We start from the raw sequence: 26,432 nt of genomic DNA, 5'->3' as shown, positions 1-26,432 counted from the left end.
GCGAGGCGAGGGGATAGATGAGCGCGACGTTCGGTGGCCGGGCCGGCCAGGGCAAACTCTCCCAGTGGCTGCGGGGACGACGTCCGCAGGAGGCCGTCGGCGACGACGGCCGCGAGGCCCTGCTGCTGGCCGCCGCCGGTGCCGGGCTGCCCCTCGCGCCCGCCGCGCACCCCGCACCCGGCTACCGCTGCTCCTGCGACCGCGTCGGCTGCCCCACCCCCGCCCGCCACCCGGTGTCCTTCGCCTGGCAGACGCAGTCCACCACCGACCGCTCCCAGATCGAGCGCTGGGCCCGGCACCAGCCGCAGGCCAACTTCATCACCGCCACCGGCATGGTGCACGACGTCCTCGACGTGCCCCTGGAGGCCGGACGCCAGGCACTCGGCCGGCTGCTGGAGTCGGGCGTGGAGGTCGGGCCGGTCGCCCAGAGCGACGACGGCCGCATGCTCTTCTTCACCCTCACCCGGGGCACGCCCGAGGACGAGGACGAGTGGTGGCCCTGCGAACTGGACTGCCACCCCGAGACGATGGACGAGCACCCGGGGCTGCGCTGGCACTGCCGTGGCTCCTACGTCCTCGTACCGCCCGCCCTGCTGCCCGGCGACGACCAGCGGGTCCGCTGGCTGCGCGGCCCCGAGCACGCCCTGCCCGACCCCCTGACCCTCCTGGAAACCCTCACCGACGCCTGCACCCGCCACGCCGAGGAGAGCCCCGGCCAGACGGCCTCGGCCTGGCCGCTGCGCGGCTGACCCCCCGCGGGCAGGCGGGTACGTGACGACAGGGCCTCCGCCCGACAGGGCCTACGTGCCCTGTGCCGCCGTCAGGCCCTGGATCCGGCCCAGGAGCGACACCCGGGCGCCGGGGCCGGCCGGGTCGAGGGCGACCTCGTTGGAGATGTACTCCAGCGTCAGTGACTGCTTCACCTCGCCCTCGGTCAGGGCCTGGACGTCCTTGTTCTGGGCCGGCACCGAGGCGCCGGGGGCGGCGGTCTGCTTCTCGTAGTGGTGCGTGGTGAAGAACACCAGCGCCCCGCCGTCCGCCAGGCGCAGCGCCAGCGGCGCGTAGTCACCGCTCGTCAGCGGCTGGTCGATGTACTGCCTGACCAGCCCCGGCCGCCTGGCGTCCCGGGCCCGGTCCGCCCGCCAGCCACTGGTGTGCGGGCCGTCGGCGAAGGTCCTGCCGCCGCTCTTCAGGTAGGCCGCGTAGTCCTTGCTCAGGTCGGCGGGACGCACGGCGAACGCGGCGGAGCCGGCGGGCACGGCCTGCGCCCAGCCGTCCTTGTCCTTCTTGAACGCGGGTACGGCGGAGGGCGCCACGAGCGTCAGATACGCCACCTGCCACGGCTCGCTGAGGCTGTTGCGGGTGAACACCAGCAGCCAGCGGGCGTCGCCGCCCTTGTTGCCCCGCGCGTCGGCCACGAACCAGCGGGGCCAGCCGGCCTTCTTGGGAATGGTGAACTTCGCGTCCGTCAGCACGAGCGGAGTGTGCCCGGCGTTGCCGGCCGGGCTGGTGGCGTGTCCGGCCCGCAGCCGCGCCGCGTCGATGTCGGCGAGGGCGCCGGTGACACGGCCGGCGTCCAGGGAGCTGTCGTAGGCCTTGTCGGCCGCGTTGTAGGCGTCCGTGAACTGCCGGAGCGCCTTGGCGGCCTCGGCGCGGGTGCCGGCCGGGACCACCACGCGCTCCCCGTGCACCACCACGCATCCGCTCGCGGTCAGCGACAAAGCGGTCAGCGAGGCCGCTACGAGTGCGTTCCGCCCATACCCGCGGAACCCGCGGAGCCTGCCGTCCCTGCTCATCGGATCCGTTCACCCTCCCCTTCCCGGAGGCGAACCCTACCGGGAGGGCACGCGCGGCGGGCGAAGGGTCCTCGACTTCCGCCGCGCGCACCCGGCCGCTCCCCGGCTCCGCCCCCGCCTGGGACGATGCGGCGGGCGCCGCGATGTTTCAATTCCCCCGTGACTGATTACGACGTACTGCGCGTCTTCTGCGCACCGAACGGCGGCTACGGCAACGAACTCGGCGTGGTCCGCGACGGCTCGTCGGTCCCCGGGCAGGGCGACCGGCAGGCGTTCGCCGCGAAGCTCGGCTTCAGCGAGACCGTGTTCGTGGACGACCCCGAGCGCGGGGTGATCGACATCTACACGCCCACGCTGCGCCTGCCCTTCGCCGGCCACCCCTGCGTCGGTACCGCCTGGCTGCTGGACGTACCCGAACTGGTCACACCCGCGGGGGTCGCCGGCGCCCGTCTGGACGGCGAGTTCAGCTGGATCGAGGCCCGCCCGGAGTGGGCGCCGCCGCGCACCCTGCGCCAGTACGCCACCGCCGCCGAGGTCGACGCCCTCGACGTGCCGCCACCGGGCGACTGGCTCTACGCCTGGGCCTGGGAGGACGAGGCGGCCGGGCGGATCCGCGCCCGCGCCTTCCCGGGCCGCGGCGACGGCATCGAGGAGGACGAGGCCACCGGCGCGGCGGCCCTGCTCCTCACGGACCGGCTGGGCCGTGCCCTGAACATCACCCAGGGGGCGGGCTCCCAGATCCTCACCGCCCCGCAGCCGTACGGCTGGGTGGAGATCGGCGGCCGGGTGTTCCTGGAACGCCAGCCGGAACGCCACGCGGCCCTCGTCTGACGGCCGGGCGTCACGGCAGGGTCAGGATGTCCGCCCCGGTCTCCGTCACCACCAGCGTGTGCTCGAACTGGGCCGTCCGCCTGCGGTCCTTGGTCACGACCGTCCAGCCGTCGTCCCACATGTCGTACTCGTGGGTGCCCAGCGTGAGCATCGGCTCGATCGTGAAGGTCATCCCGGGCTGCATGACCGTCGTCGCGTGCGGGCTGTCGTAGTGCGGGACGATCAGCCCGGAGTGGAACGACGAGTTGATGCCGTGACCGGTGAAGTCACGGACCACGCCGTAGCCGAAGCGCTTGGCGTACGACTCGATGACCCGGCCGATGATGTTGATCTGCCGCCCCGGCTTGACCGCCTTGATCGCCCGGTCGAGCGACTCCCGCGTCCGCTCCACCAGCAGCCGTGACTCGTCGTCGACGTCCCCGACCAGGTAGGTGGCGTTGTTGTCGCCGTGCACCCCGCCGATGTACGCCGTCACGTCCAGGTTGACGATGTCGCCGTCCCGCAGCACCGTCGAGTCCGGGATGCCGTGACAGATGACCTCGTTGACGCTCGTGCACAGCGACTTCGGGAAGCCGCGGTAGCCGAGCGTGGACGGGTAGGCGCCGTGGTCGCACATGTACGCGTGCGCCACCCTGTCGAGTTCGTCCGTGGTCACCCCCGGCGCGATGATCTTCGCGGCCTCCTCCATGGCCCGCGCCGCGATCCGCCCGGCGATCCGCATCGCCTCGACGGTCTCGGGCGTCTGCACCTCGGGCCCGGTGTACGGCGCCGGCGCGGGCTTGCCCACGTACTCGGGGCGGCGGATGTTTCCGGGAACCGGACGGGTGGGGGACAGCTCCCCTGGTACGAGCAGCGACTGGCCAGACATGCCAGCGAGTCTAACCAGCGGACGTGGGGGAACATGTCGGTGGCGAGAGGAGCCGGTCATGGCACTGTTCAAGAAGCGGACCGTCGGGAAGCCCGGCGAGTGGTACTACTGCCTGGAGCACAGGAAGGTCGAGGAGGGGCCGGAGTGCCCCGCCAAGGACCGCTTCGGCCCGTACTCCACCCGCCAGGAGGCCGAGCACGCCATGGAGTCGGCGCGCGAGCGCAACCTCCAGTGGGAGAACGACCCGCGCTGGCACGACACACCGGCGCCCGGCGACGCGGGCCAGGACTGAGCGCACCCCGGCACGGGCACCGGGCCGTCACCAGGGGGCGGGCGGCGGGGCCGTCAGGATCTCCGCCAGGCGGGACAGCCGGTCCCGGAACCGGCGGCGGCCCCGCACGCACGCCACCGCGTTCTCCCCGGCCGCCGCGCTCACCAGGTGCTGCACGCTGTCCAGGTCCAGCTCGGCCCCCTCCGGCACCGCCAGCGTCTCGTGCGCCAGCGACTCCAGGGAACCGCCGCCGCGGCCCAGGGCCAGCACGGTCACCCCGGCCCGGCGGGCGTCGTGCACCCGCCGCAGCAGCGGCTCGGACTCCCGTGGAGCCACCACCAGCAGGGTCTCGCCGCGCCGCGCCGCCTCGATCCGGCCCGGACCCACCGCCAGGTGCGGCGGATCGGAGGGCCGCGCACCGTGCCGTACGAGTGTCGGGGCCAGCTCCGGTGTGCCCGACCAGGCGGCCTCGTCCACCAGATGGGCGGCCAGATGCCAGGGTTCGTACTCCGGCGTGCCCACCAGCAGCAGCCCGCCGCCGTGCGCCACCACCGACCCGCGCAGCACCCCCGCGAACCGCCGCGTGGCCCCCAACCACTCGGTCCCGGCGAGCACTTCACGCAGCAACGCGACCCGTACGGCGTCCATACGACCGCATGGTGCCGTAAACGGCCACGCTCGAGGCGCACTTCGCTCCGGATTCGCCCGACTCAGGGACCCCGCCCGGCGCCCGCCGCCGCCCGGGACGCGGTCCACCCGACCGGGTGGCGGCGCCCCGGCGGACGTAGAGTCGGCCCATGACCTCTACCGACAGCGCTGCACAGACCCCCGCGAAGGCCCCCGCCAAGGACCCCTGGGACCTGCCCGACGTCTCCGGACTCGTCGTCGGCGTGCTCGGCGGTACCGGCCCGCAGGGCAAGGGCCTCGCCTACCGGCTCGCCAGGGCCGGCCAGAAGGTGATCATCGGTTCCCGGGCCGCCGACCGCGCGCAGGCCGCCGCCGCGGAACTCGGGCACGGCGTCGAGGGCGCCGACAACGCCGAGACCGCGCGCCGCAGCGACATCGTGATCGTCGCCGTGCCCTGGGACGGCCACGGCAAGACCCTGGAGTCGCTGCGCGCGGAGCTGACCGGCAAGCTCGTCGTGGACTGCGTCAACCCGCTCGGCTTCGACAAGAAGGGCGCCTACGCGCTGAAGGTCGAGGAGGGCAGCGCCGCCGAGCAGGCCGCCGCCCTGCTGCCGGACTCCCGGGTCACCGCCGCCTTCCACCACCTGTCGGCCGTACTGCTCCAGGACCCGGAGATCGCCGAGATCGACACCGACGTGATGGTGCTGGGCGAGGAGCGGGCCGATGTGGAGATCGTGCAGGCGCTGGCCGGACGGATCCCCGGCATGCGCGGCGTCTTCGCGGGCCGTCTGCGCAACGCCCACCAGGTCGAGTCCCTGGTCGCGAACCTGATCTCCGTCAACCGCCGCTACAAGGCACACGCCGGGCTCCGCGTCACGGACGTATGACCGCATGGGGGACACTGGAGGCAGTCAAGCCGGCGGTGTCCCCCCGCCCCCGGCCAGTCCCGACAGGAGCCGACCATCATGCCCCGCCTCGCCCTCTACGCCCTCGTCGTCTGCGTCCTCGCCGTGGCCGCGGCGGTCGTCTCCTTCGTCCAGGGCAGCCTGCTGGGGATCGTGTGGGTGCTGCTCGCGGGGCTGTCCAGCAACATGTGCTGGTACTACGTGAAGCGGGGCAGGGCCGCCCGTCGGGAGTCCGTCACCGGCTGAACGAGCAGTACGGGTCGCCGCTCGTCCAGAAGCGGTACAGGTTCTGACCGCAGTAGCGGTCGATGTCGTCGACTCCCAGGCCGCGCAGGATCGCGTAGATCGCGTCGAAGAACGCCTGGTTGATCGACGGCACCCACAGCAGCGCGAACACGAACAGCAGCCCGAACTGGGCGAACGGCTCCACCTGCCGCTTGACCTGGTACGACAGCCACGGCTCGAGCACCCCGTAGCCGTCCAGGCCGGGCACCGGCAGGAAGTTCAGGATCGCCGCGGTGACCTGGAGCAGCGCGAGGAACGCCAGCGCGTAGCGGAAGTCCCGGGGCACGCCGTCGAGGGCGTGCAGCCAGAAGGGCGCGCTGCACACCGCCGCGAACAGCACGTTCGTCAGCGGGCCCGCCGCCGAGACCAGACTGTGCCGCCAGCGGCCCCGGATCCGGCCGCGCTCGATGAACACCGCCCCGCCCGGCAGGCCGATACCGCCGGCGATCAGGAACAGCACGGGCAGCAGGATGCTCAGCACGGCGTGCGTGTACTTCAGCGGGTTCAGCGTGAGATAGCCCTTGGCGCCGACCGAGATGTCCCCGCCGTGCAGCGCCGTGCGGGCGTGCGCGTACTCGTGCAGACAGAGCGAGACGATCCAGGCCGCCGTCACGAACAGGAACACGGCCGGCCCCGGCCGGCCCGCGGATCCCGTCCAGGTGGCCCATCCGGTGACCGCCGTGACGGCGAGGATCCCGAGGAAGACGGGGCTGATCCGCCGGTCGCTGGGGCGGGTGGTGGCGGTGGTCATGGCGCGGGACTCCTGGGGCCTGTGAGGTGGTGCGGGGCGGGGTCGACGGTATCGGTGACGGGGGGCGGGGGGAACCGGTCCTCGTGGGCCGCTCTCCCGGTCGGGCGCGGGGAAACCCGGGAGCGGTGCGGGTCCGTCACCGGGGACAATGGACCCGTGCGCTACCGCATCCTCGGCACCACCCAGGCATTCCGCCCCGACGGCACGGCCGTCCCCGTGGGCGGAGCGCGGCTGCGCGCGCTGCTCACCGTGCTCGCGCTGCGGGCCGGCCGTACCGTGCCGACGCGGCTGCTCGTCGACGAGGTGTGGGGCGCGGACCCGCCGGCCGACGCGGCCGGTGCGCTGCAGGCGCTGGTCGGACGGCTGCGGCGGGTGCTCGGCGCGACCGCCGTGGGCTCCGCCGAGGGCGGCTACCGGCTCGCCGCCGCCCCCGACGACATCGACCTGCACCGCTTCGAACGGCTCACCGGTGAGGGCCTGCGCGCCCTGGCCGACGGCGACCCCGCGAAGGCGGCCGCCGTCCTCGACGACGCCCTCGGCCTGTGGCGCGGGCCCGCCCTCGCGGACCTGCCCGAACGCACCGCCGAGGTGGCCCGCGCGGACGCCCGCCGCCTCGACGCCCTGCGCGCCCGGCACACCGCCGCGTTGGCCCTCGGCGAACACGCCCTGCCCGAGCTGACCGCCCTGTGCGACGAGCATCCGCTGGACGAGCCGCTGCACGTCCTGCGCCTGCGCGCCCTGCGCGACACGGGCCGTACGGCGCAGGCGCTGGCCGCCTACGAGGACGTACGCCAGCTCCTCGCCGGCCGTCTGGGCACCGACCCGGGCCCCGAACTGCGGGATTTGCACGCGGAGTTACTGGCGGAGGAGGCCTCCGACGGGTCCGAGCGGGGGACGGCGGCGGCTTCCAGCGCCGTCGCCTCCGGCCCCGTGGGCAACCCCTCCGTGGGCGGCCCCACTGTCGCGAAGGCCGCGGTGGCCGCGGTGGCCCGGCCGGTGCCCGGCAATCTGCGGGCGCGGCTCACCTCGTTCGTCGGGCGCGAGAGGGACATCGCGGCCATCCGGGGGGACCTCGCCGTGGCGCGGCTGGTGACGCTGCTCGGGCCCGGTGGGGCCGGGAAGACACGGTTGTCGCAGGAGGCCGCCGAGGGGGTGGGGGACGCCGCCCGGGACGGGGTGTGGCTGGCCGAGCTGGCGCCCGTCGACGACCCGGACGCCGTACCGGAGACCGTGCTCACCGCGATCGGCGCCCGCCAGACCGTGCTGCACGGCGCCGGTGCCGAGAGCATGCGGGCCGTCGCCGACCGGCACGACGAGCCGGTCGAGCGGATCGTGGAGCACTGCGCCCGCCGCCGCATGCTGATCGTCCTCGACAACTGCGAGCACGTGGTGGGGGCGGCGGCCCGGCTGGCGGAGCAGTTGCTGGAGCGCTGCCCGGAGCTGACCGTGCTGGCCACCAGCCGCGAACCCCTGGGCGTGCCGGGGGAGTTGCTGCGCCCGGTGGAACCGCTGCCCGAGCCGGTCGCGCTGCGGCTGTTCGCCGAGCGGGGCCGGGCCGCCCTGCCCGGCTTCGACGTGGCGGACGACCCCCGGGCGTGCGCCGAGATCTGCCGCCGGCTCGACGGTCTGCCCCTGGCCATCGAACTGGCGGCGGCCCGGCTGCGGATGCTGACGCCACGCCAGATAGCCGACCGGCTCGACGACCGGTTCCGGCTGCTCACCTCCGGCAGCCGCACCGTGCTGCCCCGCCAGCAGACCCTGCGCGCCGTCGTCGACTGGTCCTGGGACCTGCTCGACGAGGAGGGACGGGACGTCCTCGGGCGGCTCTCGGTCTTCGCGGGCGGCTGCGACCTGGCCGCCGCCGAGGCCGTGTGCGGACCCGTCGCCCTGGAGGTGCTCGGCTCCCTGGTGGACAAGTCCCTGGTGGTGGCGGCCCCTTCGGCGGACGGCGGCATGCGCTACCGGCTGCTGGAGACCGTCGCCGAGTACGCCCGTGAACGGCTGGAGCGAACCGGCAGGCGCCCGGAAGCCGAGCGCGCGCACCTGACGTACTACCGCGAACTCGCCCGCACCACCGACCCGTTGCTGCGCGGCTCCGGGCAGCGCACCGCCGTCGCCCTGCTCGAACTGGAGCACGAGAACCTGCGTACCGCCCTGCGGCACGCCGTCACCGAACGCGACGAACAGGAGGCGCTGAGCCTCGTCCTCTCCCTGGTCTTCTACTGGCAGATGCGCGACCTGCGCATCGAGGCCCGCCACTGGAGCGCCGAGGTCATGGCGCTCGGCCCGGACCCGTTCGCCGAGCCGGTCCGCCGTGCCGAACCGGTGTGGCAGCCCTGCAACGACACCCCGCCCCCGCTCACCGGCGAACGCCTCACCGAGGCCCGGCGCGGTGTCCACCTGGCCCATCTGGGCTGCATGGACACCGAGTTGGACGCCTGGCAGTCCCCGCGGGCACAGGCCAAGTTGCGCGCCGTCGCGCAGGCCTACGACCCCGGTCTGCCGCAGACCTGCCGCACCCCGGGCATCCTGTGGTGCATCGCCGTGATGCTGACCGACGGCATGGACCGGCTGCTTACCATCGTCGACGCCTGCGTCCGCACCTGCCGGGAGACCCCCGGCTACGAGTGGGAGCTGGCCTGCACCCTGCAGATGCGCGCCAATTTCCTCGCCAACCGTTCCGACTGGGCCGGCGACGCCGGCCGGGACGCCGACGAGGCGCTGGAGATCTTCGAACGCCTCGGGGACGACTGGGGCGCCGCCGAAGCCCTCGCCGCACGCGGCGAGGCCCATGAGCGCAAGGGGCGCTACCGGCGCGCCGCCGCCGACTACCAGGCGGCGATCGAGCACGCCGAACGCCTCGGCGCCCGTGCCCATGTGGCCACGCTCGCCGCCCGCCTCGGCGGCGGTCTGATCGAGGCGGGCGAGACGGAGCGCGGCGAAGGGCTGCTGCGCGAGGTCATCGCCGGTGAGGACGGCGCGAACAGCCAGGCCATGCCGGCCGCCCGGCTCTTCCTCGCCGCCTGGCTCGGCCTCACCGGCCGCGTCGCCGAGGCGCGGGAGCAACTGCGGCTGCTGCGCAAGGGGTTCAGGATCGCGCACTTCGTCGTCTTCGACGCCACGATCCTCGTCCAGGAGGCCTGGCTGGACGCCCTCGACGGGCAGCACGAGGAGTCCCTGGCCCGGATCCGGCAGGCGCTGCGGCATGCCGCCGACCCGCTGACCCAGACCCTCGCCCCGCATCTGCCCGCGGTCTGCCTCTGTGTCGCGGCGATGGCCCTGACCGGCCCGGACGGCGGCCGTGCCGAGGACGCCGCCCGCTGTCTGGCCGCCTCCGACGCCCTGCTGTCGGCCGACCACGTGGCCTCCGGCACGAAGCGCCGGGTGCGCGAGTTGGTGGAGGCCCGGGTCCGGTCCCGGCTCGACGACGCGGCCTACGAGGCGGCGTACGCCGAGGGCGGTGGCCTCTCCCTCGCGGAGGCCACCGCCCTGGTCTGACGTCAGCTCTTGGTGCCGAACCTCAGCTCTTGGTGCGGAACTTGTGGATGGCCACCGGCGCCATCACGGCGGTGATCGCCACGGACCAGGCGATCGTCACCCACAGGTCGTGGGCGACCGGGCCGCCCACCATCAGGCCGCGTGCCGCGTCGGCGAGCGTGGACAGCGGGTTGTAGTCCGTGAAGCGCTGGAGCCAGCCCGGCATCGACCTGGTCGGGGCGAAGATCGACGAGCCGAACTGCAGCGGGAACAGCACCAGGAAGCCCATCGCCTGCACGGACTGCGCGTTCTTCAGGACCACGCCGAGGGTGAGGAACACCCACATGATCGACGAGGCGAACAGCGCGGACAGCCCCACGGTCGCGAACAGGCCGGGCCAGTTGGCGATGTGGAAACCGACCAGGACGGCGACGGCCATCAGCACGGCCGTGGCGAACAGCATCCGCGCCAGCTCCACCGTGATCTTCGCGAACAGTACCGAGCCGCGGCCGATCGGCAGCGACCGGAAGCGGTCCATGACACCGGAGTTGAAGTCCTGGCTGAAGCCGGTGCCGACGCCCTGGGAGAGCGTCATGCTCATCATCGCGATCATGCCGGGGATCACGTACTGCACGTACCCGTCCTGTCCGCCGCCCAGCGCCTGTCCGATGGAGCCGCCGAAGACGTAGACGAACAGCAGGGTGAAGATGACCGGCATCAGCACCGCGTCCATCATCGATTCGGGGTCCTGCTTGATCCACAGCAGATTGCGGCGGATCAGGGCCCCGGTGTGCCGCAGGTGCCCGCGCAGCGGGATGCGCGGGTCGACGGGGGCGGTGGTGGTGGCGGCGCTCATACGGCGACCTCCTTGCGGGGCTCGGCGGGCGCGATGTCCTGGAGGTCACCGGCGCGGTGGCCGGTGAGCGACAGGAACACCTCGTCCAGGCTGGGCAGTTCGGTGGTGATGGAGGAGATCGTGATGCCGCGCGCGGTGACCGCGCCGACCGCGGCGGTCAGCTGCTCGTCGCTGAGGATCGGCACCAGCAGGGTTCCGGTCTCGCTGTCCACGCCGGTGCTCGCGAGGCCGGTGATGCCCAGCTCGTCGAGCATCGCGGCGAGCGGGCGCAGCTGGAGCGGATCGGCCGGCCTGACCCGTAGCGTGCGCCCGCCCACCTTGGCCTTCAGTTCCTCGATGCGGCCGTTCGCGATGACCTTCCCGCGGTCCACGACGGTCAGCTCGGAGGCGAGTTGTTCGGCCTCCTCCATGTACTGGGTGGTGAGCAGGACGGTGACCCCGCCCCCGACCATCGCCTTGACCTCGTCCCACACCTCGTTGCGGGTCCGCGGGTCGAGGCCGGTGGTCGGCTCGTCGAGGAAGAGGACGGCGGGCCGCCCGATCAACGAGGCGGCCAGGTCGAGGCGTCGTCGCATACCGCCCGAGTACGTACTGGCCGGGCGCTTGGCCGCGTCGGTGAGGGAGAAGCGCTCCAGCAGTTCGTCGGCGCGGGCCCGGGCGTCCTTGCGGGGCAGGTCGAGGAGCCTGCCGATCATGTACAGGTTCTCCCAGCCGGGGAGCTTCTCGTCCACCGAGGCGTACTGGCCGGTCAGGCCGATCACCCGGCGCAGCTGCCGGGGCTGGAGTGCGACGTCGTAGCCGGCGACGGTGGCCCGGCCGGCGTCGGCGGTGAGCAGGGTGGACAGGATGCGTACGAGGGTGGTCTTGCCGGCGCCGTTCGGCCCGAGGACACCCATCACGGTGCCCTCGCGCACGTCCAGGTCGACACCGTCCAGCGCCTTGGTCTCGCCGTAGTGCTTGACCAGCCCCCGCACGGTGACGGCGTGTCCCGCGCCGCCGGGGATGTTGTCGATTCGCGTCATGCCCACGACGGTGTCAGCCCCCACCGACAAACCACCGACAGACCGTTCGTACGACCGACAGACCGCCTACATCGCCGAAAGTCCCCTGACAAGCACCGCGACCACCAATTGAGGAACCACGACGGCGGGCAACCACATCCGCGAGAGCGGCGCCGGTTTGGGCGCAGAGGTGCGGCAGCCCCGCTGACGGGGGAAGATCAGCGGGGCTGCCTCGGTGTTGCCGCAGTGGTCTGGGTGGTGGGGTCCGGTGGCCTCAGTGGACGGAGTGCTCCTCCAGCGGGAACGTTCCGCCGACGACGTCCTCCGCGAACGCCTTCGCCGCGCCGGTCATGACCTCGCGCAGGTCGGCGTACTTCTTGACGAACTTGGGCACGCGCCCGCCGGTCAGCCCGAGCATGTCGGTCCACACCAGGACCTGCGCGTCCGTCTCCGGTCCGGCGCCGATGCCGACGGTCGGGATGTGCAGCACACGGGTGACCTCGGCCGCCAGCTCGGCCGGCACCAGCTCCAGCACCACGGCGAAGGCTCCGGCGTCCTGCACCGACTTCGCGTCGCGCAGCAGCTGCTGGGCCGCCTCCTCGCCACGCCCCTGCACGCGGTAGCCCATGGCGTTGACGGACTGCGGGGTCAGGCCGATGTGGGCCATGACCGGGATGCCGGACTCCACCAGCAGCCGGATCTGGTCGTGGGAGCGCTCGCCGCCCTCCAGCTTCACCGCGCCGACGCCGGCCTCCTTGACCAGCCGGGTGGCCGAGCGCAGCGCCTGCACCGGGCCCTCCTGGTACGAGCCGAAGGGGAGGTCGCCGACGATGAGGGCGCGCCGCGTGCCGCGGACGACCGCCGCGGACAGCATGGTCATCTCGTCGAGTGTGACGGGGACGGTGGACTCGTACCCCAGGTGACAGTTGCCGGCCGAGTCCCCGACCAGCATGACCGGGATCCCGGCCTCGTCGAAGACGGACGCGGTCATCGCGTCGTAGGCGGTGAGCATGGGCCACTTCTCGCCGCGTTCCTTGGCGAGGGCGATGTCGCGGACCGTGATGCGGCGGGTGCCCTTGCCCCCGTACAGCGCCTTGCCGCTGCTGTCGGGGGTGCTGTGCTGCGCAGGCTGGGCAGCCGAAAGCTGCGTCATTGCAACGGCTCCTAACGTCATCTCGAGGCGCCCTGACGGCGTCCCCGGATCCCCTCCATGGTGGCACCTCGTGCCAGTCGGGGCCAGGGCACCTCCGCGTGATCCCTCGCGCAGTACTTGAGTAAGTCCTTTGTAAAGAAAATAAGATACGAGACGGTCCCGTATCGGAATTGTCCTAGGCTCGACCGCATGACAACTCCTCCCGCCCCCGCCTCCCGGATACCGGAAGCCGTGCACCGGCGCCGTTGGGCGATCCTCGGTGTGCTGATGCTGAGCCTGCTCATCGTGGTGCTGGACAACTCGATCCTGAACGTCGCCATCAAGACGATCTCCACCCCGGCGCCGACCGGTCTGGGCGCCACCCAGAGCCAGATCGAATGGGCGATCAACTCGTACACCCTGGTCTTCGCGGGTCTGCTGTTCACCTCCGGTCTCATCGGTGACCGGCTGGGCCGCAAGAAGGTGCTGCTCGGCGGCCTCGTCGTGTTCGGCGTCGGCTCCGCCCTCGCCGCCGAGTCCGGCTCGCCGGCCCAGCTCATCGCCTACCGTGCGCTGATGGCCCTCGGTGCCGCCTTCGTGATGCCGGCCACCCTCGCCGTCCTGATGAACGTCTTCGAGCGTGAGGAGCAGCCCAAGGCCATCGGCATCTGGGCCGGCGGCGTCGGCCTGGCCATCGCGATCGGCCCGATCACCGGCGGCGCGCTGCTCGACCACTTCTGGTGGGGCTCGGTCTTCCTCATCAACGTGCCGATCGTGATCCTCGCGGTCGTCCTGATGGTGTGGCTGGTGCCGGACTCCCGCGACCCCAGGCCCGGCCGCCTCGACCCCGTCGGCGTGGTCCTGTCCGTGGTCGGCCTGGTGCTGCTCGTCTACGGCATCATCAAGGGCGGCGAGCTGGCCGACTTCACCGGCACGGCCGTCCTCGCCACCATCGCGGCCGGCCTCGTCGTCCTCACGGCGTTCGTCGTCTACGAGAAGCGCAGCGACCACCCCTCGCTGGACGTCGGCTACTTCAGGAACAAGGTCTTCTCGGCCGCCATGAGCGCCATCGCGCTGGTCTTCTTCGCGCTGATGGGCGTGACCTTCTTCTCGGTCTTCTACACCCAGAGCGTGCGCGGCTACTCCCCGCTGCAGTCCGGCCTGCTCCTGCTGCCGCTGGCCGTCGCCCAGCTGATCTTCGCGCCGCGCGCCCGGCTGCTGGTCGACCGGTTCGGCAACAAGGCCACGACCACCGCGGGCCTGGTGCTGATCGCGGTGACGCTGACCATCTTCGCCACCTACCGGACCGACACGCCGATCTGGCTGCTGGAGGTCAACTTCTTCCTCATGGGCACCGGCATGGCGCACATCATGACGCCGACCTCGGTCGTCATCATGCAGGCGCTGCCGCGCGAGAAGGCCGGTTCCGCCTCGGCGCTGAGCAACACCTTCCGCCAGGTCGGCGGCGCCCTCGGCATCGCCGTCCTCGGCTCGGTGCTCTCCACGTCGTACCGCAACGGCATCGAGGGCAAGCTCGGTCTGCTGCCGCCCGCCCTGCGCCATACGGCGGGCGAGTCCATCGAGGCCACCCTCGGCGTCGCCGGCCGGCTCGGCCCGCGGGGCAAGGCCCTCGTCGGCCCCGCCAACGACGCCTTCCTGCACGCCATGCACGTCACCGCCCTGTGCGGGGCGGGCGTCGCGCTCATCGGCGCCGTGGTGGTCGCCCTGTTCCTGCCGGGCAGGCCGTCGGCCGGCCGGCGGCAGAAGCCGGAGCAGGAGTTGGTGGGCGCCGCGGACTGAACGGCCGGGGCGGCACTACGGGGGAGGGAGGCAGCTGCGGGACAATTCCCGCAGCACAGGGAGAGGACTGAATGACGTGAGTCTCGCCGACAGCCGGCCGCGGCCGGCCGGCCCCGCCCGGGGCCGGCCGCGCAGCGAGGCCGTGGAACGCGCCATCCTGGAAGGTGCGATGAGCCTCCTGGAGGAGGGCGTCCCGCTGGCCGATCTGTCCATCGAGCGGATCGCCCGCACCGCCGGCGTCGGCAAGGCCACCATCTACCGCCGCTGGAACGGCAAGGAGGACCTGTTCGTCGACGTCATCAGCGCCTTCGAACCCGCCGACCCCGAACTCCCCGGCACCTCCATGCGCGACGACCTGGTCGTGCTGCTCGAAACCCTGCGCCAACGCGGCCTGGTCAGCCGCTCGTCGGCGATCCTGCACAACGTGTACGCCCAGATGAAGTCCAGCCCCAAGATCTGGGCCGCCTACCACGCGAGAGTCATCACGCCCCGCCGCAACCTCGGCCTGGAGGTGCTGCGCCGCGGCCGGCGCACCGGTGAACTGCGCGCCGACATCGACCTGGAACTGGCCAACGACATGTTCGTCGGCCCCATGTTCGTGCGCTCCGTGATCCGCCTCGACGACGACCTTCCCGAGGGCCTTTCCGAACAGATAGTCGACACGGTCCTCGCCGGCCTACGCCCCGTCAGCCCGCCCGAACCGTAGCGTCAATGTGCGCGTTTCGTCACAGACGCGCCGGCACCGGGGGCAGCCGGAACTCACCGCCCCGACTCGTTCGTCCTCGTCTTCCGTACGGCCGTCATGGGACGGCGGGAACGGACCGATCATCCCCTAGGGTCGGATACACGGGGGAACGACGGTTGCACGGCAGGCAGTGAGGCAGACGGTATGGCGCAGCAGGCGTACATGACGGAGACGGACAACGGCGGCTCGGGGCCCGAGCGACCTGGATCCCGGCTTCGGCGCCTGCTGAGCCGGATGACGGCCGGCTGGCGCGGCGATCCGCGCGTCTGGCGCCGGGGACTGGTCCTCGCCGCCCTCGCGCTGCTGCTCGCCCTGGTGATGCTGATGCACTCGCGGGTCCCCAACCGGTTCGGCAACCTCGGCAGCCTCACGGAGACCTTCCTGCCCTGGCTGGGGCTGGCCATCCCGGTCCTGCTGGTGCTCGGGATCGTACGGAGGTCGGCGACCGCGCTGATCGCGGTGCTGCTCCCGGCGATCGTCTGGCTGAACCTGTTCGGCGGGCTGCTCACCGACAAGTCGGGCAGCGGCGGCGACCTCATGGTGGCCACGCACAACGTCAACGCCGCCAACCCGGACCCGGCCGGCACCGCCCGGGAGGTGGCCGCGTCCGGCGCGGACGTGCTGGCGCTGGAGGAGCTGAAGGCGTCCGCCGTACCGGTCTACGAGCGGGCGCTGGCGCCGACGTACCGATACCACGCGGTGGAGGGCACCGTCGGCCTGTGGAGCAAGTACCCGATGACCGGCGTCCGGGCCGTCGACATCAAGCTGGGCTGGACCCGTGCCATGCGCGCCACGGTGTCGACTCCCAAGGGCCAGGTCGCGGTGTACGTCGCCCACATGCCGTCGGTGCGGGTGAAGGTGGAGGCCGGGTTCACCGCCCGGCAGCGCGACAAGAGCGCCGACGCCCTCGGCGAGGCGATCGTCGACGAACCCCTGGCGCGGGTGGTGCTGCTCGGTGACCTCAACGGCACGATGAACGACCGCGCGCTCAACGACGTCACCTCGCAGATGCGTTCCACCCAGGGGGCGGCGGGCAGCGGCTTCGGTTTCACCTGGCCGGCCTCGTTCCCGATGGCGCGGATCGACCAGATCATGGTCAAGGGCGTCGAGCCGGAGAGTTCCTGGACCCTGCCGAGGACGGGCAGCGACCACCTTCCGGTGGCCGCGCGTGTGAAGCTCGACACGTCGAATTAACCGGTTGGAATACCGGACCCGGGAGACTTTGTTCCGTAGCTGAACATAGAAGTCGTAGAAGTCACGGACCACCGCTCTCCCCGAAAGGCACAGGCACTTCCATGCCCCTGGCCCTGCTCGCACTGGCCGTCGGCGCTTTTGGCATAGGCACCACCGAATTCGTGATGATGGGCCTGCTGCCCGACGTCGCGGACGACCTGCACGTCTCGATCCCCACCGCCGGACACCTGGTCTCGGCGTACGCGCTGGGCGTCGTGATCGGCGCCCCGCTGCTGGCCGCCCTCACCGCGCGGATGTCCCGCCGCACGGTCCTGATCGCCCTGATGGCCCTGTTCGTGGCCGGCAACGCGCTCTCCGCGCTGGCCCCCGGCTACGACTCCCTCCTGGCCGCCCGCTTCCTCAGCGGCCTGCCGCACGGCGCCTTCTTCGGCGTCGGCGCCGTGGTCGCCACGACGATGGTCACCCCGGAGCGCAAGGCCCGCTCGGTGTCCCTGATGTTCCTGGGCCTGACGGTCGCGAACATCGCCGGCGTCCCCGTCGCCACCCTGATGGGCCAGCACCTCGGCTGGCGCGCCACCTTCCTCGGCGTGAGCGCGATCGGCCTGGCGGCGATCGCCTCCCTGGCCGCGCTGATCCCGCACGACCACACGCACGCCCCCGCCACCGGCCTGCGCGGCGAACTGACCGCGCTGCGCTCCCTGCCGGTCTGGCTGGCCCTCGCCACGACGGTGGCGGGCTTCGGGGCGCTCTTCGCGGCGTACAGCTACGTCACTCCGATGCTGACCGGCTCCGCCGGGTTCGCGGAGGGAAGCGTGACGCTGCTGCTGGCCCTGTTCGGTGTCGGCGCCACGGCCGGCAACCTGCTCGGCGGCCGCCTGGCCGACCACTCCCTGCGGGGCACCCTCTTCGGTGGCCTGGCCTCGCTGGCGGCGGTCCTCCTGCTCTTCCCGCTCCTGATGCGGGCGCAGTGGACGGCTGCCGTGGCGGTGGCCCTGCTCGGCATGGCCGCCTTCATCACCGGCTCGCCCCTCCAGCTGATGGTCATGGAGAAGGCCTCGGCGGCCCCCTCCCTGGCCTCCTCGGCCAACCAGGCGGCCTTCAACCTGGCGAACGCGGGCGGAGCCTGGATCGGCGGACTGGCCCTGTCGGCGGGCCTCGGCGCCACGTCACCGGCCCTCGCGGGCGCGGCACTCGCGGCGCTGGGCCTCGTGGTGGCCTCGGTGGCCTCCGGCGTGGACCGCCGACGCCAGGCCGTCCGGCCGACCGAACCGGCTTCCCCCGGCCGAGTGATCGCCTCCCACGTCCCGGACCAGCCCGGAGCGCTGCACCGCTGATCAGTGCCTGCGGCTGCTCGCCGGCCACCTGGCGTCGAGCCTGCCGCTCGCTGCCCGGCGCGTCCGCGACCCGACGGGGCCGACGGCCCGCGACCGTCGGCCCCGCTCGCAGAGTCAACGGACTGACAGCCCCGGCAGGTTCTTCCAGCCCGAGGCCATGAGCCGACATGGTTCGGCTCCTGCGAAAACGGCGCCTCTGTCGCGTCTGACCGCCCCCGTTGATGCCAGAAGTAGACGTCAAAGGCCCCGGACCATGATTGGTCCGGGGCCTCCTGGCTGGCTGGTGCCCCCGGTGGGATCCGACTCTGCGACACCCGCTTCAGGGGTGGGACCGAATCCCTGCCAGGGGATGCCCGGCGCTGCCGCGCGGTGCTGTTTCCCCTGCTCGGAAGCGCACGGTGAGCTACCTGGATCCGGCTCGTGCCGCGCCGTACCAGGCCGTCCGCTCACGTATCGCTCAGGCGCCGTCGACTGCCAAGCGGCGCGTGGTCAGACCTGGCCGAGGTCGATCTCCACCGGGAAAGGGGCCACAACCTTGAGGACGCCGGTGAACACGTCTCCGTCCCGGTAGGTCTTCGTCGCGGGGTCGAGAACGTAGGTGTACACGAGCGGAACGCCTGTCGCGGCCTGCTCGACCCGCCAGTAGAAGCCGATGCCTGCCTTGGCGTACTGGTCGACCTTCACGATCCGGTCGGTGGTCTCCGATCCTGGTGACACCACCTCCGCGACCAGCAGCACGTGCTCAGGGCGGGTGGGGGTGATGTCGATCGTGTCTGCGCGGTACACGACGACATCCGGGCGGCGATTGGTGAGCGGGACGTCCTGAAGCCGGACGTCGAAGTCCGTGTCGGCGTTCCACTCCGGGCCCGCGGCGGCATCCAGGGCATTCGTCAGAATCCGGGCCAGCCGGCTGTGCCGCTTGGAGGCACTCGGACTCACGACGACCATCCCGTCCACGATCTCGATACCGGCGCACTGCTCCTCGGACCAGGACTCGTACTCCTCCGCCGTGATCTGCTCATGCATCCATGCGGGGGCCACCATCTCGGCCGTCATGAAGCACCTCCTGGACGCTGTGCTGCGGGCTCTGTCCCGCCCGGTTCAGCGTACTGTCTGCCCCGTACGGGACGTTGATCTCGCTCGTGGGCCGTGATCTGCTGGTGGGACCGAGGGACGCCGCATATCCGGAGGCACCCGTGCCCGGATGATGCCGATCCGTCGGAGGGGGTTTCGGGAGATCCCCCGTCCGCTCGCGAACGGTCCGGGGTGACGAGTCCGAGGGCCGACCAGAGTGCGTCCCCAGGTGGAGAATCCCCAGGTCAAAGCGGTAACGCGCTGTGTCCCTGGCAGCGAGGTGACCGACGAGCGCAACCTGCACCTACCTGCACCGGCCCAGTAGAAGCAGCGTCCATCTGCCCGGCGATCCCACTGGCGCCCGCAGTGTCCGGCGGCCCACGGACGGCCCAGGACCGCTTGGGGCACCGAAGGGCCGACGGCCGTCGGCCCTTCGGTGTCGAGTCACCGGGACACCCGCCCCGACCAGCCCTTACAGCACCGGCAGGTTCTTCCGCAGCTCGAACGCGGTGACCTCCGAGCGGTACTCCTCCCACTCCTGCCTCTTGTTGCGCAGGAAGAAGTCGAAGACGTGTTCGCCCAGGGTCTCGGCGACCAGGTCGCTGCGTTCCATCAGGGTCAGGGCCTCGCCCAGGTTCTGCGGCAGGGGCTCGATGCCCATCGCGCGGCGTTCGGCGTCGGACAGGGCCCAGACGTCGTCCTCGGCGCCGGGGGGCAGCTCGTAGCCCTCCTCGATGCCCTTCAGGCCGGCGGCCAGCAGCAGGGCGTAGGCCAGGTACGGGTTGGCGCCGGAGTCGATGGAGCGGACCTCCACACGCGCGGAACCCGTCTTGCCGGGCTTGTACATCGGGACCCGGACCAGCGCCGAGCGGTTGTTGTGGCCCCAGCAGATGTAGGACGGGGCCTCGCCGCCGGCGCCCGCCGTGCGCTCCGTGCCGCCCCAGATGCGCTTGTAGGAGTTCACCCACTGGTTGGTGACCGCGGAGATCTCCGCCGCGTGCCTCAGCAGGCCCGCGATGAAGGACCGGCCGACCTTGGAGAGCTGGAACTCGGCGCCGGACTCGTAGAACGCGTTGCGGTCGCCCTCGAACAGGGAGAGGTGCGTGTGCATGCCCGAGCCGGGGTGCTCGGAGAAGGGCTTCGGCATGAAGGTCGCCTGCACCCCCTGCTCCAGCGCCACCTGCTTCATGACCAGGCGGAACGTCATGATGTTGTCCGCCGTGGACAGCGCGTCGGCGTAGCGCAGGTCGATCTCCTGCTGGCCCGGCGCGCCCTCGTGGTGGGAGAACTCGACCGAGATGCCCATCGACTCCAGCATGGTGATCGCCTGCCGGCGGAAGTCCATGCCGATGTTCTGCGGGGTGTGGTCGAAGTAGCCCGAGTTGTCCGCCGGGGTCGGCCGGGAGCCGTCCAGCGGGCGGTCCTTCAGCAGGAAGAACTCGATCTCGGGGTGGGTGTAGAAGGTGAAGCCCAGGTCGGAGGTGCGGGCCAGGGCGCGCTTGAGCACGTAGCGCGGGTCCGCGAAGGACGGGGAGCCGTCCGGCATGAGGATGTCGCAGAACATGCGGGCGGTGCCGGGGGCCTCCGCGCGCCACGGCAGCACCTGGAAGGTGGAGGGGTCCGGCTTCGCGATCATGTCGGACTCGTAGACCCGGGCGAAGCCCTCGATGGCCGAACCGTCGAAGCCGATGCCCTCGTCGAAGGCCTGTTCCAGCTCGGCCGGGGCCACGGCGACGGACTTGAGGAAGCCCAGCACGTCCGTGAACCACAGGCGTACGAACCGGATGTCACGCTCCTCCAAGGTCCGGAGCACGAACTCCTGCTGCTTGTCCATCTTCCGCTTCCCCATCCTTGCTGGTCAGGCCGCCTGTCTCCGATACCACCGGAGGCGGTCGGGCACCTGAGCATCCCACCACAACACCATTTCGTGCGCGTTGCGGACCTTGATCGTCCGGCCGTCATCGGCCTGAACGGCTCGTGTCCGGCAGGTGTACTGCGCCCGCGTCCGGCAGCTGTACTGCCCTGTCGCCCATCTTGCCTGCTCGGAGCGGCATCCGTAATGGCCGGTCCGTCTCCCGCGTGAGCGACACCACGTCCATTTAATTTGCATCTCAGATGCAAGTTTAAATAGCGTGCTGACCGGCGCCGGTCCGGCCCGGACCGACCCGTCGAGTCAGGAGGAGTCCGATGCTCTCCGAGCAGTCCGCAGCCACCGTCCGCGCCACCCTCCCCGCCGTCGGCGCGGCCATCGGCGAGATCACCGAGCGCTTCTACGCCGGCCTGTTCGCCGCCCACCCCGCACTGCTGCGCGACGTGTTCAACCGGGGCAACCAGGCCGCCGGCACCCAGCGCCAGGCCCTGGCCGGCTCCATCGCCGCCTTCGCCACCCACCTGGTGGACCACCCCGACCAGCGCCCGGACGCCATGCTGGCGCGCATCGCCCACAAGCACGCCTCGCTCGGGGTCACCCCCGAGCAGTACGCCGTCGTCCACGAGCACCTCTTCGCCGCCATCGCCGCCATCGCCGCCGTCCTCGGCGCGGCGGTCACGCCCGAGGTCGCCGCCGCCTGGGACGAGGTCTACTGGCTGATGGCCAACGCCCTCGTCGCCGTCGAGAAGCGGCTGTACGAGGAGAGCGGCAGCCGTGAGCGGCGGCTGTGGGAGGTCGTCGAGCGGGTCACCGAGACCGCCGACGTCGCCTCCTTCCGGCTGCGCCCGGCCGACGGCGGGCCGGTGGCCGGCTTCCGCGCGGGGCAGTACGTCTCCGTACGCGTCGAACTGGCCGACGGCGCCCGGCAGATACGGCAGTACAGCCTCTCCGGAGCCCCCGGTTCGGGGATACGGCAGTTCAGCGTGAAGCGGGTGCGGGGTGGCGACGCGGGCCCCGACGGCGAGGTCTCCAACCATCTGCACGCGCGCGTGCGCGAGGGCGACCTCCTGGAGCTGTCCGAGCCGTACGGCGACCTCGTCCTGGACGTCGACGACACCACCCCCCTCCTGCTGGCCTCCGCCGGCATCGGCGTCACCCCGATGATCGCCATGCTGGCCCAGCTCGCCGAGGACGGCCACGGCGCCCCGGTCACCGTCGTGCACGGCGACCGTTCCCCCGCCGACCACGCCCTGCTCGACGACCACGAGGCCTACGCCGGCAAGCTGGCGGACGCCACCACCTGGTTCTGGTACGAGCGGGACGTGCCGGCCGGCGCCCACCGCGGGCTCGTCGACCTCACGGCCGTACCGGTCGCGCCCGGCACGCGCGCGTACCTGTGCGGACCGCTCCCCTTCATGCGGACGGTGCGTACCCAGCTGATCGAGAGGGGCGTGGCCCCGGCCGACATCCACTACGAGGTCTTCGGGCCGGACCTGTGGCTCGCGAAGAGCTGAAGAGCTGACGAGCTGAAGAGGCGAAAAGCCGAACAGCCGAAGTGCTGAAGAGCTGGAGAGCCCGCGCTAACGGCTTCCGGGGGCGGAGAGCTCCAGCAGCAGCGGACCCGTCGGATCCGCGATCATGTCCGCCACCGTGAGCGGGTCCAGCGCGGCGAAGAACGCCTCCTGGGCCCGCCGCAGCGCACCGCGCAGCCGGCACGCCGAGTTCAGCGGACAGGGTGTGGGCCCCTCGCAGTCCACGACGTCGCCCTCGCCCTCGAAGGCGCGCACCACGGCGCCCACCGAGGCCGTACGCCCCCGCTCGCTGAGCGCGAGCCCGCCGCCCCGCCCGCGCCGGGCGTCGACCAGACCCATGTGCCGCAGCTCGGCGACGACCTTCGCGGCGTGCGTGTACGGCACGTCCATGACGCCCGCGACCTCCCGGGTCGTCGGGCTGGACCCGCCCGCGACGGCGAGCCGCATGAGAACCCGCAGAGCCAGGTCGGTGGAGCGCAACAGCCGCATACGGGCAGCGTAGGTAATGCGCATCCGGCATTCAACTTATCGTTTGCGGCTCATTCCCACGCCCTCCCTACGGCAGGAGACCCCCGCCCCATTACGATCAGCGGGCCCCGTCCGTCCCGCACCTTTCCCCCAGAAGGACACCGCCCATGGGTTCCGCCAAGAACAGCAGCACCGCCGCGCGCAAGGCGCGAATAGAGGAGATGCGGCGCGCCGAGCAGGCCCGTGAGCGGCGCGGCCGGCTGCTCACCATCGGTGCGAGCGTGGTGGTCGTCGCCGGGCTCGTCGTCGGCGGGGTCGTCCTGGTGAACTCGCACTCGGGCAAGAAGGACGCGGCGAGCGACGGGAAGACCTCCGGGGACTCCGGGCACTTCGTCACCGGCCAGGACGGGGTGCGGACCTGGACCGGCAAGCTGTCCCGGACCCACGTCACCACGAGCGTGACGTACCCGATGCACCCGCCGGTGGGCGGCAACCACAACCCGGTGTGGCTGAACTGCAACGGCGACGTCTACACCTCGCCCGTGCACGACGAGAACGCCGTGCACGCGCTGGAGCACGGCGCGGTCTGGGTGACGTACACCGCGAAGGCCACGAAGGCGGACGTGGACGCGCTCGCGGCGAAGGTGAAGCAGACGCCGTACTCGCTGATGAGTCCGTACGAGAACCAGTCGGCGCCGCTGATCCTGTCGGCCTGGGGCCACCAGGTCACCGTGAAGAGCGCCTCCGACCCGGAGGTGAACAAGTTCTTCTCCGCCTATGTGCAGGGCAAGCAGACGCCGGAGCCGGGCGCCTCCTGCACGGGCGGGATGATGAAGTGATGCGGCACGTCGGCTGGGTCGCGGGAGCCGCGGCGGCGGTGCTCGTCGCGGCGGGGGCGGTCACCTACGCGGTCGCCTCGGACGGCGGTTCGGGGACGAAGGTGCCGGGCGCGGAGTCCGCGGACGCCGGGTTCGCGCGGGACATGGCGGTCCATCACCAGCAGGCCGTCGAGATGTCCTACATCGTGCGCGACCGCACCAAGAACGAGGAAGTGCGGCGGCTCGCCTACGACATCGCGCAGACGCAGGCCAACCAGCGCGGCATGCTGCTGGGCTGGCTGGACCTGTGGGGACTGCCCAAGGTGTCGGCCGAGCCCCCGATGACCTGGATGGGCATGGGTGACATGGCCTCCGGCAAGGACGGCGCGCTGATGCCGGGCATGGCGACCAACACCGAACTGAAGAAGCTCGGCACGCTCGACGGCAAGCAGGCGGAGATCTTCTACCTGCAGCTCATGACGGCCCATCACAAGGGCGGTATCCACATGGCCGAGGGGTGCGTCGCCAAGTGCACCGTGGGGGTGGAGAAGGACCTCGCCCAGGGCATGGTGGACGCGCAGCAGTCGGAGATCCAGTTGATGGCGGACATGCTCAAGGAGCGTGGAGCGCAAGCGCGTTCTTAATGCGCCCGAAAGAATGAAAGCCTCAAATCGCCCCGCATGACGGTTCCTTGGGGTTCTCTTGACTTTTGCGTTCCCCTGGCATGAACGGTTCATCGAGAGAGTGGCCCCCATCGTGTGATCCATTCCCGGGCCGACACCGCCGCGGGCCCGGCGGGCGGATCCGCGACGACCGACCACTACATGCATGCGAACCGCATCGCAGGGGGTTCTATGAGATCCAATCGCGCCAACCTGCGCGCCGTGAGCCTGGCAGCGACACTGCCGATGCTCGCCGGCGCACTGGCGCTCGGCATACCCGCGGCGCACGCCGCGGACAACCCGGGCCGGGCCGCGCTGGCGGGCACCAAGCCCGCCTGGGCCACGGCCAAGGCGGACAAGGGTGCCACGAACAACAGCGCCCAGGTCCACGCCCGGGTCTACCTGGCGGGCCGCGACGCGGCCGGCCTCGCGGCGTACGCCAAGGCGGTGTCCGACCCGACCTCGCCGTCGTACGGCAAGTACCTCAGCGCCAAGCAGTCCCAGGCCCGCTTCGGCGCCACCAAGGCCCAGGTGTCCGCGGTCAAGTCCTGGCTGAAGTCGGCCGGGCTGCAGGTCACCCAGGTCACCCAGCACTACGTCGCCGTCTCCGGTGACGTGGCCGCCGCCGAGAAGGCGTTCGGCACCCAGCTGCACGACTTCGCCAAGGGCGCCGCGACGTACCACGCGCCGGCGAAGACGGCCTCCGTGCCGGACGCCCTGCACGGCGCGGTCCTGACCGTCACCGGCCTGGACAACGCCCCGCACAAGGCGAACCACGACGACGCGCTGCCGCCGCCGGACGCCGTGTTCAAGAACTCCGGGCCGTTCTCCTCGTACTTCGGCTCGAAGATCGCGAGCACGCTGCCGGACGCGTACGGCTCGAAGATCCCGTACGCCATCAAGGGCTACACCGGCAAGCAGCTGCGCTCGGCCTACGGCGCGGGCAAGTACACCGGCAAGGGCGTCCGGGTCGCCATCACGGACGCGTACGCCTCGCCGACCATCGCCTTCGACGCGGCCACCTACGCCAAGAACAACGGCGACTCGGGCTGGAAGACCAGCCAGCTGCGCCAGGCGCTGCCGGACGCGTACACCAGGATCGACGAGTGCAAGGCGGCCGGCTGGTACGGCGAGGAGACCCTCGACGTCGAGGCCGTGCACGCGGTCGCGCCGGACGCCAACGTCACCTACGTGGGCGCCGCCTCGTGCTTCGACGACGATCTGCTCGACTCGCTCAGCAAGGTCGTCGACAACCACCTGGCCGACATCGTCTCCAACTCCTGGGGCGACGTCGAGGCCAACCAGACGCCGGACCTGGCCGCCGCCTACGACCAGGTGTTCCAGTTCGGCGCGGTCGAGGGCATCGGCTTCTACTTCTCCTCGGGTGACAACGGCGACGAGGTCGCCAACACGAAGACGAAGCAGGTCGACACCCCGGCCAACTCGGCCTGGGTGACCGCGGTCGGCGGTACGTCGCTGGCCGTCGGCAAGGGCGACAAGTACCAGTGGGAGACCGGCTGGGGCACCGAGAAGGCGGCCCTGTCGGCGGACGGCAAGAGCTGGACCAACTTCCCCGGCGCCTACACCTCGGGCGCGGGCGGCGGCACCAGCAAGACCGTCGCGGAGCCCTTCTACCAGAAGGGTGTCGTCCCGGACTCGCTCGCCAAGGCCAACAGCGCCAACGGCAACCGCGTGGTCCCGGACATCGCGGCGATCGCCGACCCGAACACCGGCTTCCTGGTCGGGCAGACCCAGACCTTCCCGGACGGATCGCAGCAGTACAGCGAGTACCGCATCGGCGGCACCTCGCTGGCCGCGCCGACCATCGCCGCGATCCAGGCGCTGGCCGAGGAGGCGAACGGCGGCAAGGCGCTCGGCTTCGCCAACCCGGCGATCTACGCCAAGTACGGCACGAAGGTCTACCACGACGTGGTGGACAAGCCGACCGGCAAGGACCTCGCGGTCGCCCGGATCGACTTCGCCAACGGCCTCGACGCCACCGGCGGCCTGCTGACCTCGGTCCGCAGCCTCGGCAAGGACAGCTCGCTGTCCGCGGTGAAGGGCTACGACGACGTGACCGGCGTGGGCTCGCCCGCGGACGGCTACGTCGACTCGTACCGCCGTCACTGACGTCG

At 71.7% G+C, this 26,432-nt stretch carries 24 protein-coding genes; 14 read left to right on the top strand and 10 right to left on the bottom strand.

Features of this window, described 5'->3' with window-relative positions:
- Window positions 1–17: 17 nt before the first annotated feature.
- A complete protein-coding gene (locus ACFYMM_RS05850; RefSeq protein ID WP_388384217.1) occupies window positions 18–749 on the top strand; it encodes a bifunctional DNA primase/polymerase in 732 nt (243 codons plus the stop codon).
- 51 nt (window positions 750–800) lie between these two features.
- Here ACFYMM_RS05850 and ACFYMM_RS05845 read toward each other — a convergent pair whose 3' ends face one another.
- On the bottom strand, window positions 801–1,796 hold the full coding sequence (locus ACFYMM_RS05845; protein WP_388384215.1) for a hypothetical protein: 996 nt from the start codon (window positions 1,794–1,796) through the stop codon (window positions 801–803).
- Window positions 1,797–1,955: 159 nt separating this feature from the next.
- Between ACFYMM_RS05845 and ACFYMM_RS05840 the strand changes: the two genes are divergently transcribed.
- Complete coding sequence (locus tag ACFYMM_RS05840) at window positions 1,956–2,627, top strand: PhzF family phenazine biosynthesis protein (protein WP_388384213.1); 672 nt, start codon at window positions 1,956–1,958, stop codon at window positions 2,625–2,627.
- A gap of 10 nt (window positions 2,628–2,637) precedes the next feature.
- On the opposite strand, the gene map is transcribed toward ACFYMM_RS05840, so the two are convergent.
- Entirely contained in the window at window positions 2,638–3,495 is an 858-nt protein-coding gene (gene map / locus ACFYMM_RS05835; RefSeq protein ID WP_388384211.1) for a type I methionyl aminopeptidase, read from the bottom strand.
- Window positions 3,496–3,553: 58 nt separating this feature from the next.
- On the opposite strand from map, the gene ACFYMM_RS05830 reads away from it, so the two are divergent.
- Window positions 3,554–3,787, top strand: a complete 234-nt coding sequence (locus ACFYMM_RS05830; RefSeq protein WP_388384209.1) for a hypothetical protein — start codon at window positions 3,554–3,556, stop codon at window positions 3,785–3,787.
- A gap of 27 nt (window positions 3,788–3,814) precedes the next feature.
- On the opposite strand, the gene ACFYMM_RS05825 is transcribed toward ACFYMM_RS05830, so the two are convergent.
- Window positions 3,815–4,414, bottom strand: coding sequence for a hypothetical protein (locus ACFYMM_RS05825; RefSeq protein WP_388384207.1), 600 nt, complete (start codon window positions 4,412–4,414; stop codon window positions 3,815–3,817).
- Between the two features lie 149 nt (window positions 4,415–4,563).
- Here ACFYMM_RS05825 and npdG point away from each other — a divergent pair, with 149 nt between their 5' ends.
- On the top strand, window positions 4,564–5,280 hold the full coding sequence (npdG, locus tag ACFYMM_RS05820) for an NADPH-dependent F420 reductase (protein ID WP_388384205.1): 717 nt from the start codon (window positions 4,564–4,566) through the stop codon (window positions 5,278–5,280).
- A gap of 78 nt (window positions 5,281–5,358) precedes the next feature.
- Window positions 5,359–5,544 (top strand): hypothetical protein, encoded by a 186-nt coding sequence (locus ACFYMM_RS05815; protein ID WP_388384204.1) that lies wholly within the window; start codon window positions 5,359–5,361, stop codon window positions 5,542–5,544.
- On the opposite strand, the gene ACFYMM_RS05810 is transcribed toward ACFYMM_RS05815, so the two are convergent.
- Window positions 5,534–6,334 (bottom strand): site-2 protease family protein, encoded by an 801-nt coding sequence (locus ACFYMM_RS05810; protein WP_388384202.1) that lies wholly within the window; start codon window positions 6,332–6,334, stop codon window positions 5,534–5,536. The two genes, ACFYMM_RS05815 and ACFYMM_RS05810, sit on opposite strands and share 11 nt — an antisense overlap.
- A 156-nt stretch (window positions 6,335–6,490) precedes the next feature.
- Between ACFYMM_RS05810 and ACFYMM_RS05805 the strand changes: the two genes are divergently transcribed.
- Window positions 6,491–9,832, top strand: coding sequence for a BTAD domain-containing putative transcriptional regulator (locus ACFYMM_RS05805; protein ID WP_388384199.1), 3,342 nt, complete (start codon window positions 6,491–6,493; stop codon window positions 9,830–9,832).
- A 22-nt stretch (window positions 9,833–9,854) separates the two neighbouring features.
- Here the strand turns inward: ACFYMM_RS05805 and ACFYMM_RS05800 are convergent, their stop codons facing one another.
- From ACFYMM_RS05800 to panB, 3 genes are all read right to left on the bottom strand, one after another.
- Window positions 9,855–10,667: an ABC transporter permease gene (locus tag ACFYMM_RS05800; protein WP_388384197.1), complete on the bottom strand. Its 813-nt coding sequence runs from the start codon at window positions 10,665–10,667 to the stop codon at window positions 9,855–9,857.
- Entirely contained in the window at window positions 10,664–11,689 is a 1,026-nt protein-coding gene (locus tag ACFYMM_RS05795; protein WP_388384195.1) for an ATP-binding cassette domain-containing protein, read from the bottom strand. The genes ACFYMM_RS05800 and ACFYMM_RS05795 overlap by 4 nt, the downstream gene beginning before the upstream one ends.
- Window positions 11,690–11,942: 253 nt before the next feature.
- Window positions 11,943–12,821: a 3-methyl-2-oxobutanoate hydroxymethyltransferase gene (gene panB / locus ACFYMM_RS05790; RefSeq protein ID WP_388384193.1), complete on the bottom strand. Its 879-nt coding sequence runs from the start codon at window positions 12,819–12,821 to the stop codon at window positions 11,943–11,945.
- 189 nt (window positions 12,822–13,010) lie between these two features.
- Here panB and ACFYMM_RS05785 point away from each other — a divergent pair, with 189 nt between their 5' ends.
- The 4 genes from ACFYMM_RS05785 (at window position 13,011) to ACFYMM_RS05770 (ending at window position 17,873) form a co-directional block, all read left to right on the top strand.
- The gene (locus ACFYMM_RS05785) at window positions 13,011–14,600 is read left to right on the top strand and encodes an MFS transporter (protein WP_388384192.1); all 1,590 of its coding nucleotides are present in this window, start codon (window positions 13,011–13,013) and stop codon (window positions 14,598–14,600) included.
- A gap of 76 nt (window positions 14,601–14,676) precedes the next feature.
- A complete protein-coding gene (locus tag ACFYMM_RS05780) occupies window positions 14,677–15,306 on the top strand; it encodes a TetR/AcrR family transcriptional regulator (protein ID WP_388384190.1) in 630 nt (209 codons plus the stop codon).
- Between the two features lie 273 nt (window positions 15,307–15,579).
- On the top strand, window positions 15,580–16,539 hold the full coding sequence (locus ACFYMM_RS05775; RefSeq protein WP_388384514.1) for an endonuclease/exonuclease/phosphatase family protein: 960 nt from the start codon (window positions 15,580–15,582) through the stop codon (window positions 16,537–16,539).
- A gap of 101 nt (window positions 16,540–16,640) precedes the next feature.
- Window positions 16,641–17,873 (top strand): MFS transporter, encoded by a 1,233-nt coding sequence (locus ACFYMM_RS05770; RefSeq protein WP_388384188.1) that lies wholly within the window; start codon window positions 16,641–16,643, stop codon window positions 17,871–17,873.
- A 489-nt stretch (window positions 17,874–18,362) separates the two neighbouring features.
- Here ACFYMM_RS05770 and ACFYMM_RS05765 read toward each other — a convergent pair whose 3' ends face one another.
- Window positions 18,363–18,929: a Uma2 family endonuclease gene (locus ACFYMM_RS05765; RefSeq protein WP_388384186.1), complete on the bottom strand. Its 567-nt coding sequence runs from the start codon at window positions 18,927–18,929 to the stop codon at window positions 18,363–18,365.
- A gap of 490 nt (window positions 18,930–19,419) precedes the next feature.
- Window positions 19,420–20,781 (bottom strand): type I glutamate--ammonia ligase, encoded by a 1,362-nt coding sequence (glnA, locus tag ACFYMM_RS05760; protein ID WP_388384184.1) that lies wholly within the window; start codon window positions 20,779–20,781, stop codon window positions 19,420–19,422.
- 353 nt (window positions 20,782–21,134) lie between these two features.
- On the opposite strand from glnA, the gene ACFYMM_RS05755 reads away from it, so the two are divergent.
- Entirely contained in the window at window positions 21,135–22,331 is a 1,197-nt protein-coding gene (locus tag ACFYMM_RS05755) for a globin domain-containing protein (RefSeq protein WP_388384182.1), read from the top strand.
- 66 nt (window positions 22,332–22,397) lie between these two features.
- Here ACFYMM_RS05755 and ACFYMM_RS05750 read toward each other — a convergent pair whose 3' ends face one another.
- A complete protein-coding gene (locus ACFYMM_RS05750) occupies window positions 22,398–22,838 on the bottom strand; it encodes an RrF2 family transcriptional regulator (protein ID WP_388384180.1) in 441 nt (146 codons plus the stop codon).
- Window positions 22,839–22,984: 146 nt separating this feature from the next.
- Between ACFYMM_RS05750 and ACFYMM_RS05745 the strand changes: the two genes are divergently transcribed.
- The 3 genes from ACFYMM_RS05745 to ACFYMM_RS05735 all read left to right on the top strand — a co-directional run bounded on the left by ACFYMM_RS05745 (window position 22,985) and on the right by ACFYMM_RS05735 (window position 26,427).
- Entirely contained in the window at window positions 22,985–23,656 is a 672-nt protein-coding gene (locus ACFYMM_RS05745) for a DUF3105 domain-containing protein (protein WP_388384178.1), read from the top strand.
- Window positions 23,656–24,279 carry a DUF305 domain-containing protein gene (locus ACFYMM_RS05740; RefSeq protein ID WP_388384176.1) on the top strand — a complete coding sequence of 208 codons (624 nt, stop codon included), beginning with the start codon at window positions 23,656–23,658 and terminating at the stop codon, window positions 24,277–24,279. The genes ACFYMM_RS05745 and ACFYMM_RS05740 overlap by 1 nt, the downstream gene beginning before the upstream one ends.
- 210 nt (window positions 24,280–24,489) lie before the next feature.
- Window positions 24,490–26,427 (top strand): protease pro-enzyme activation domain-containing protein, encoded by a 1,938-nt coding sequence (locus tag ACFYMM_RS05735; RefSeq protein WP_388384174.1) that lies wholly within the window; start codon window positions 24,490–24,492, stop codon window positions 26,425–26,427.
- Window positions 26,428–26,432 lie beyond the last annotated feature (5 nt).

Source organism: Streptomyces sp. NPDC006739, from assembly GCF_042869815.1.
GTDB lineage: Bacteria > Actinomycetota > Actinomycetes > Streptomycetales > Streptomycetaceae > Streptomyces.
The sequence above is the reverse complement of the archived record's forward strand: the minus strand, read 5'-3'. Positions and strand labels throughout refer to the sequence as shown.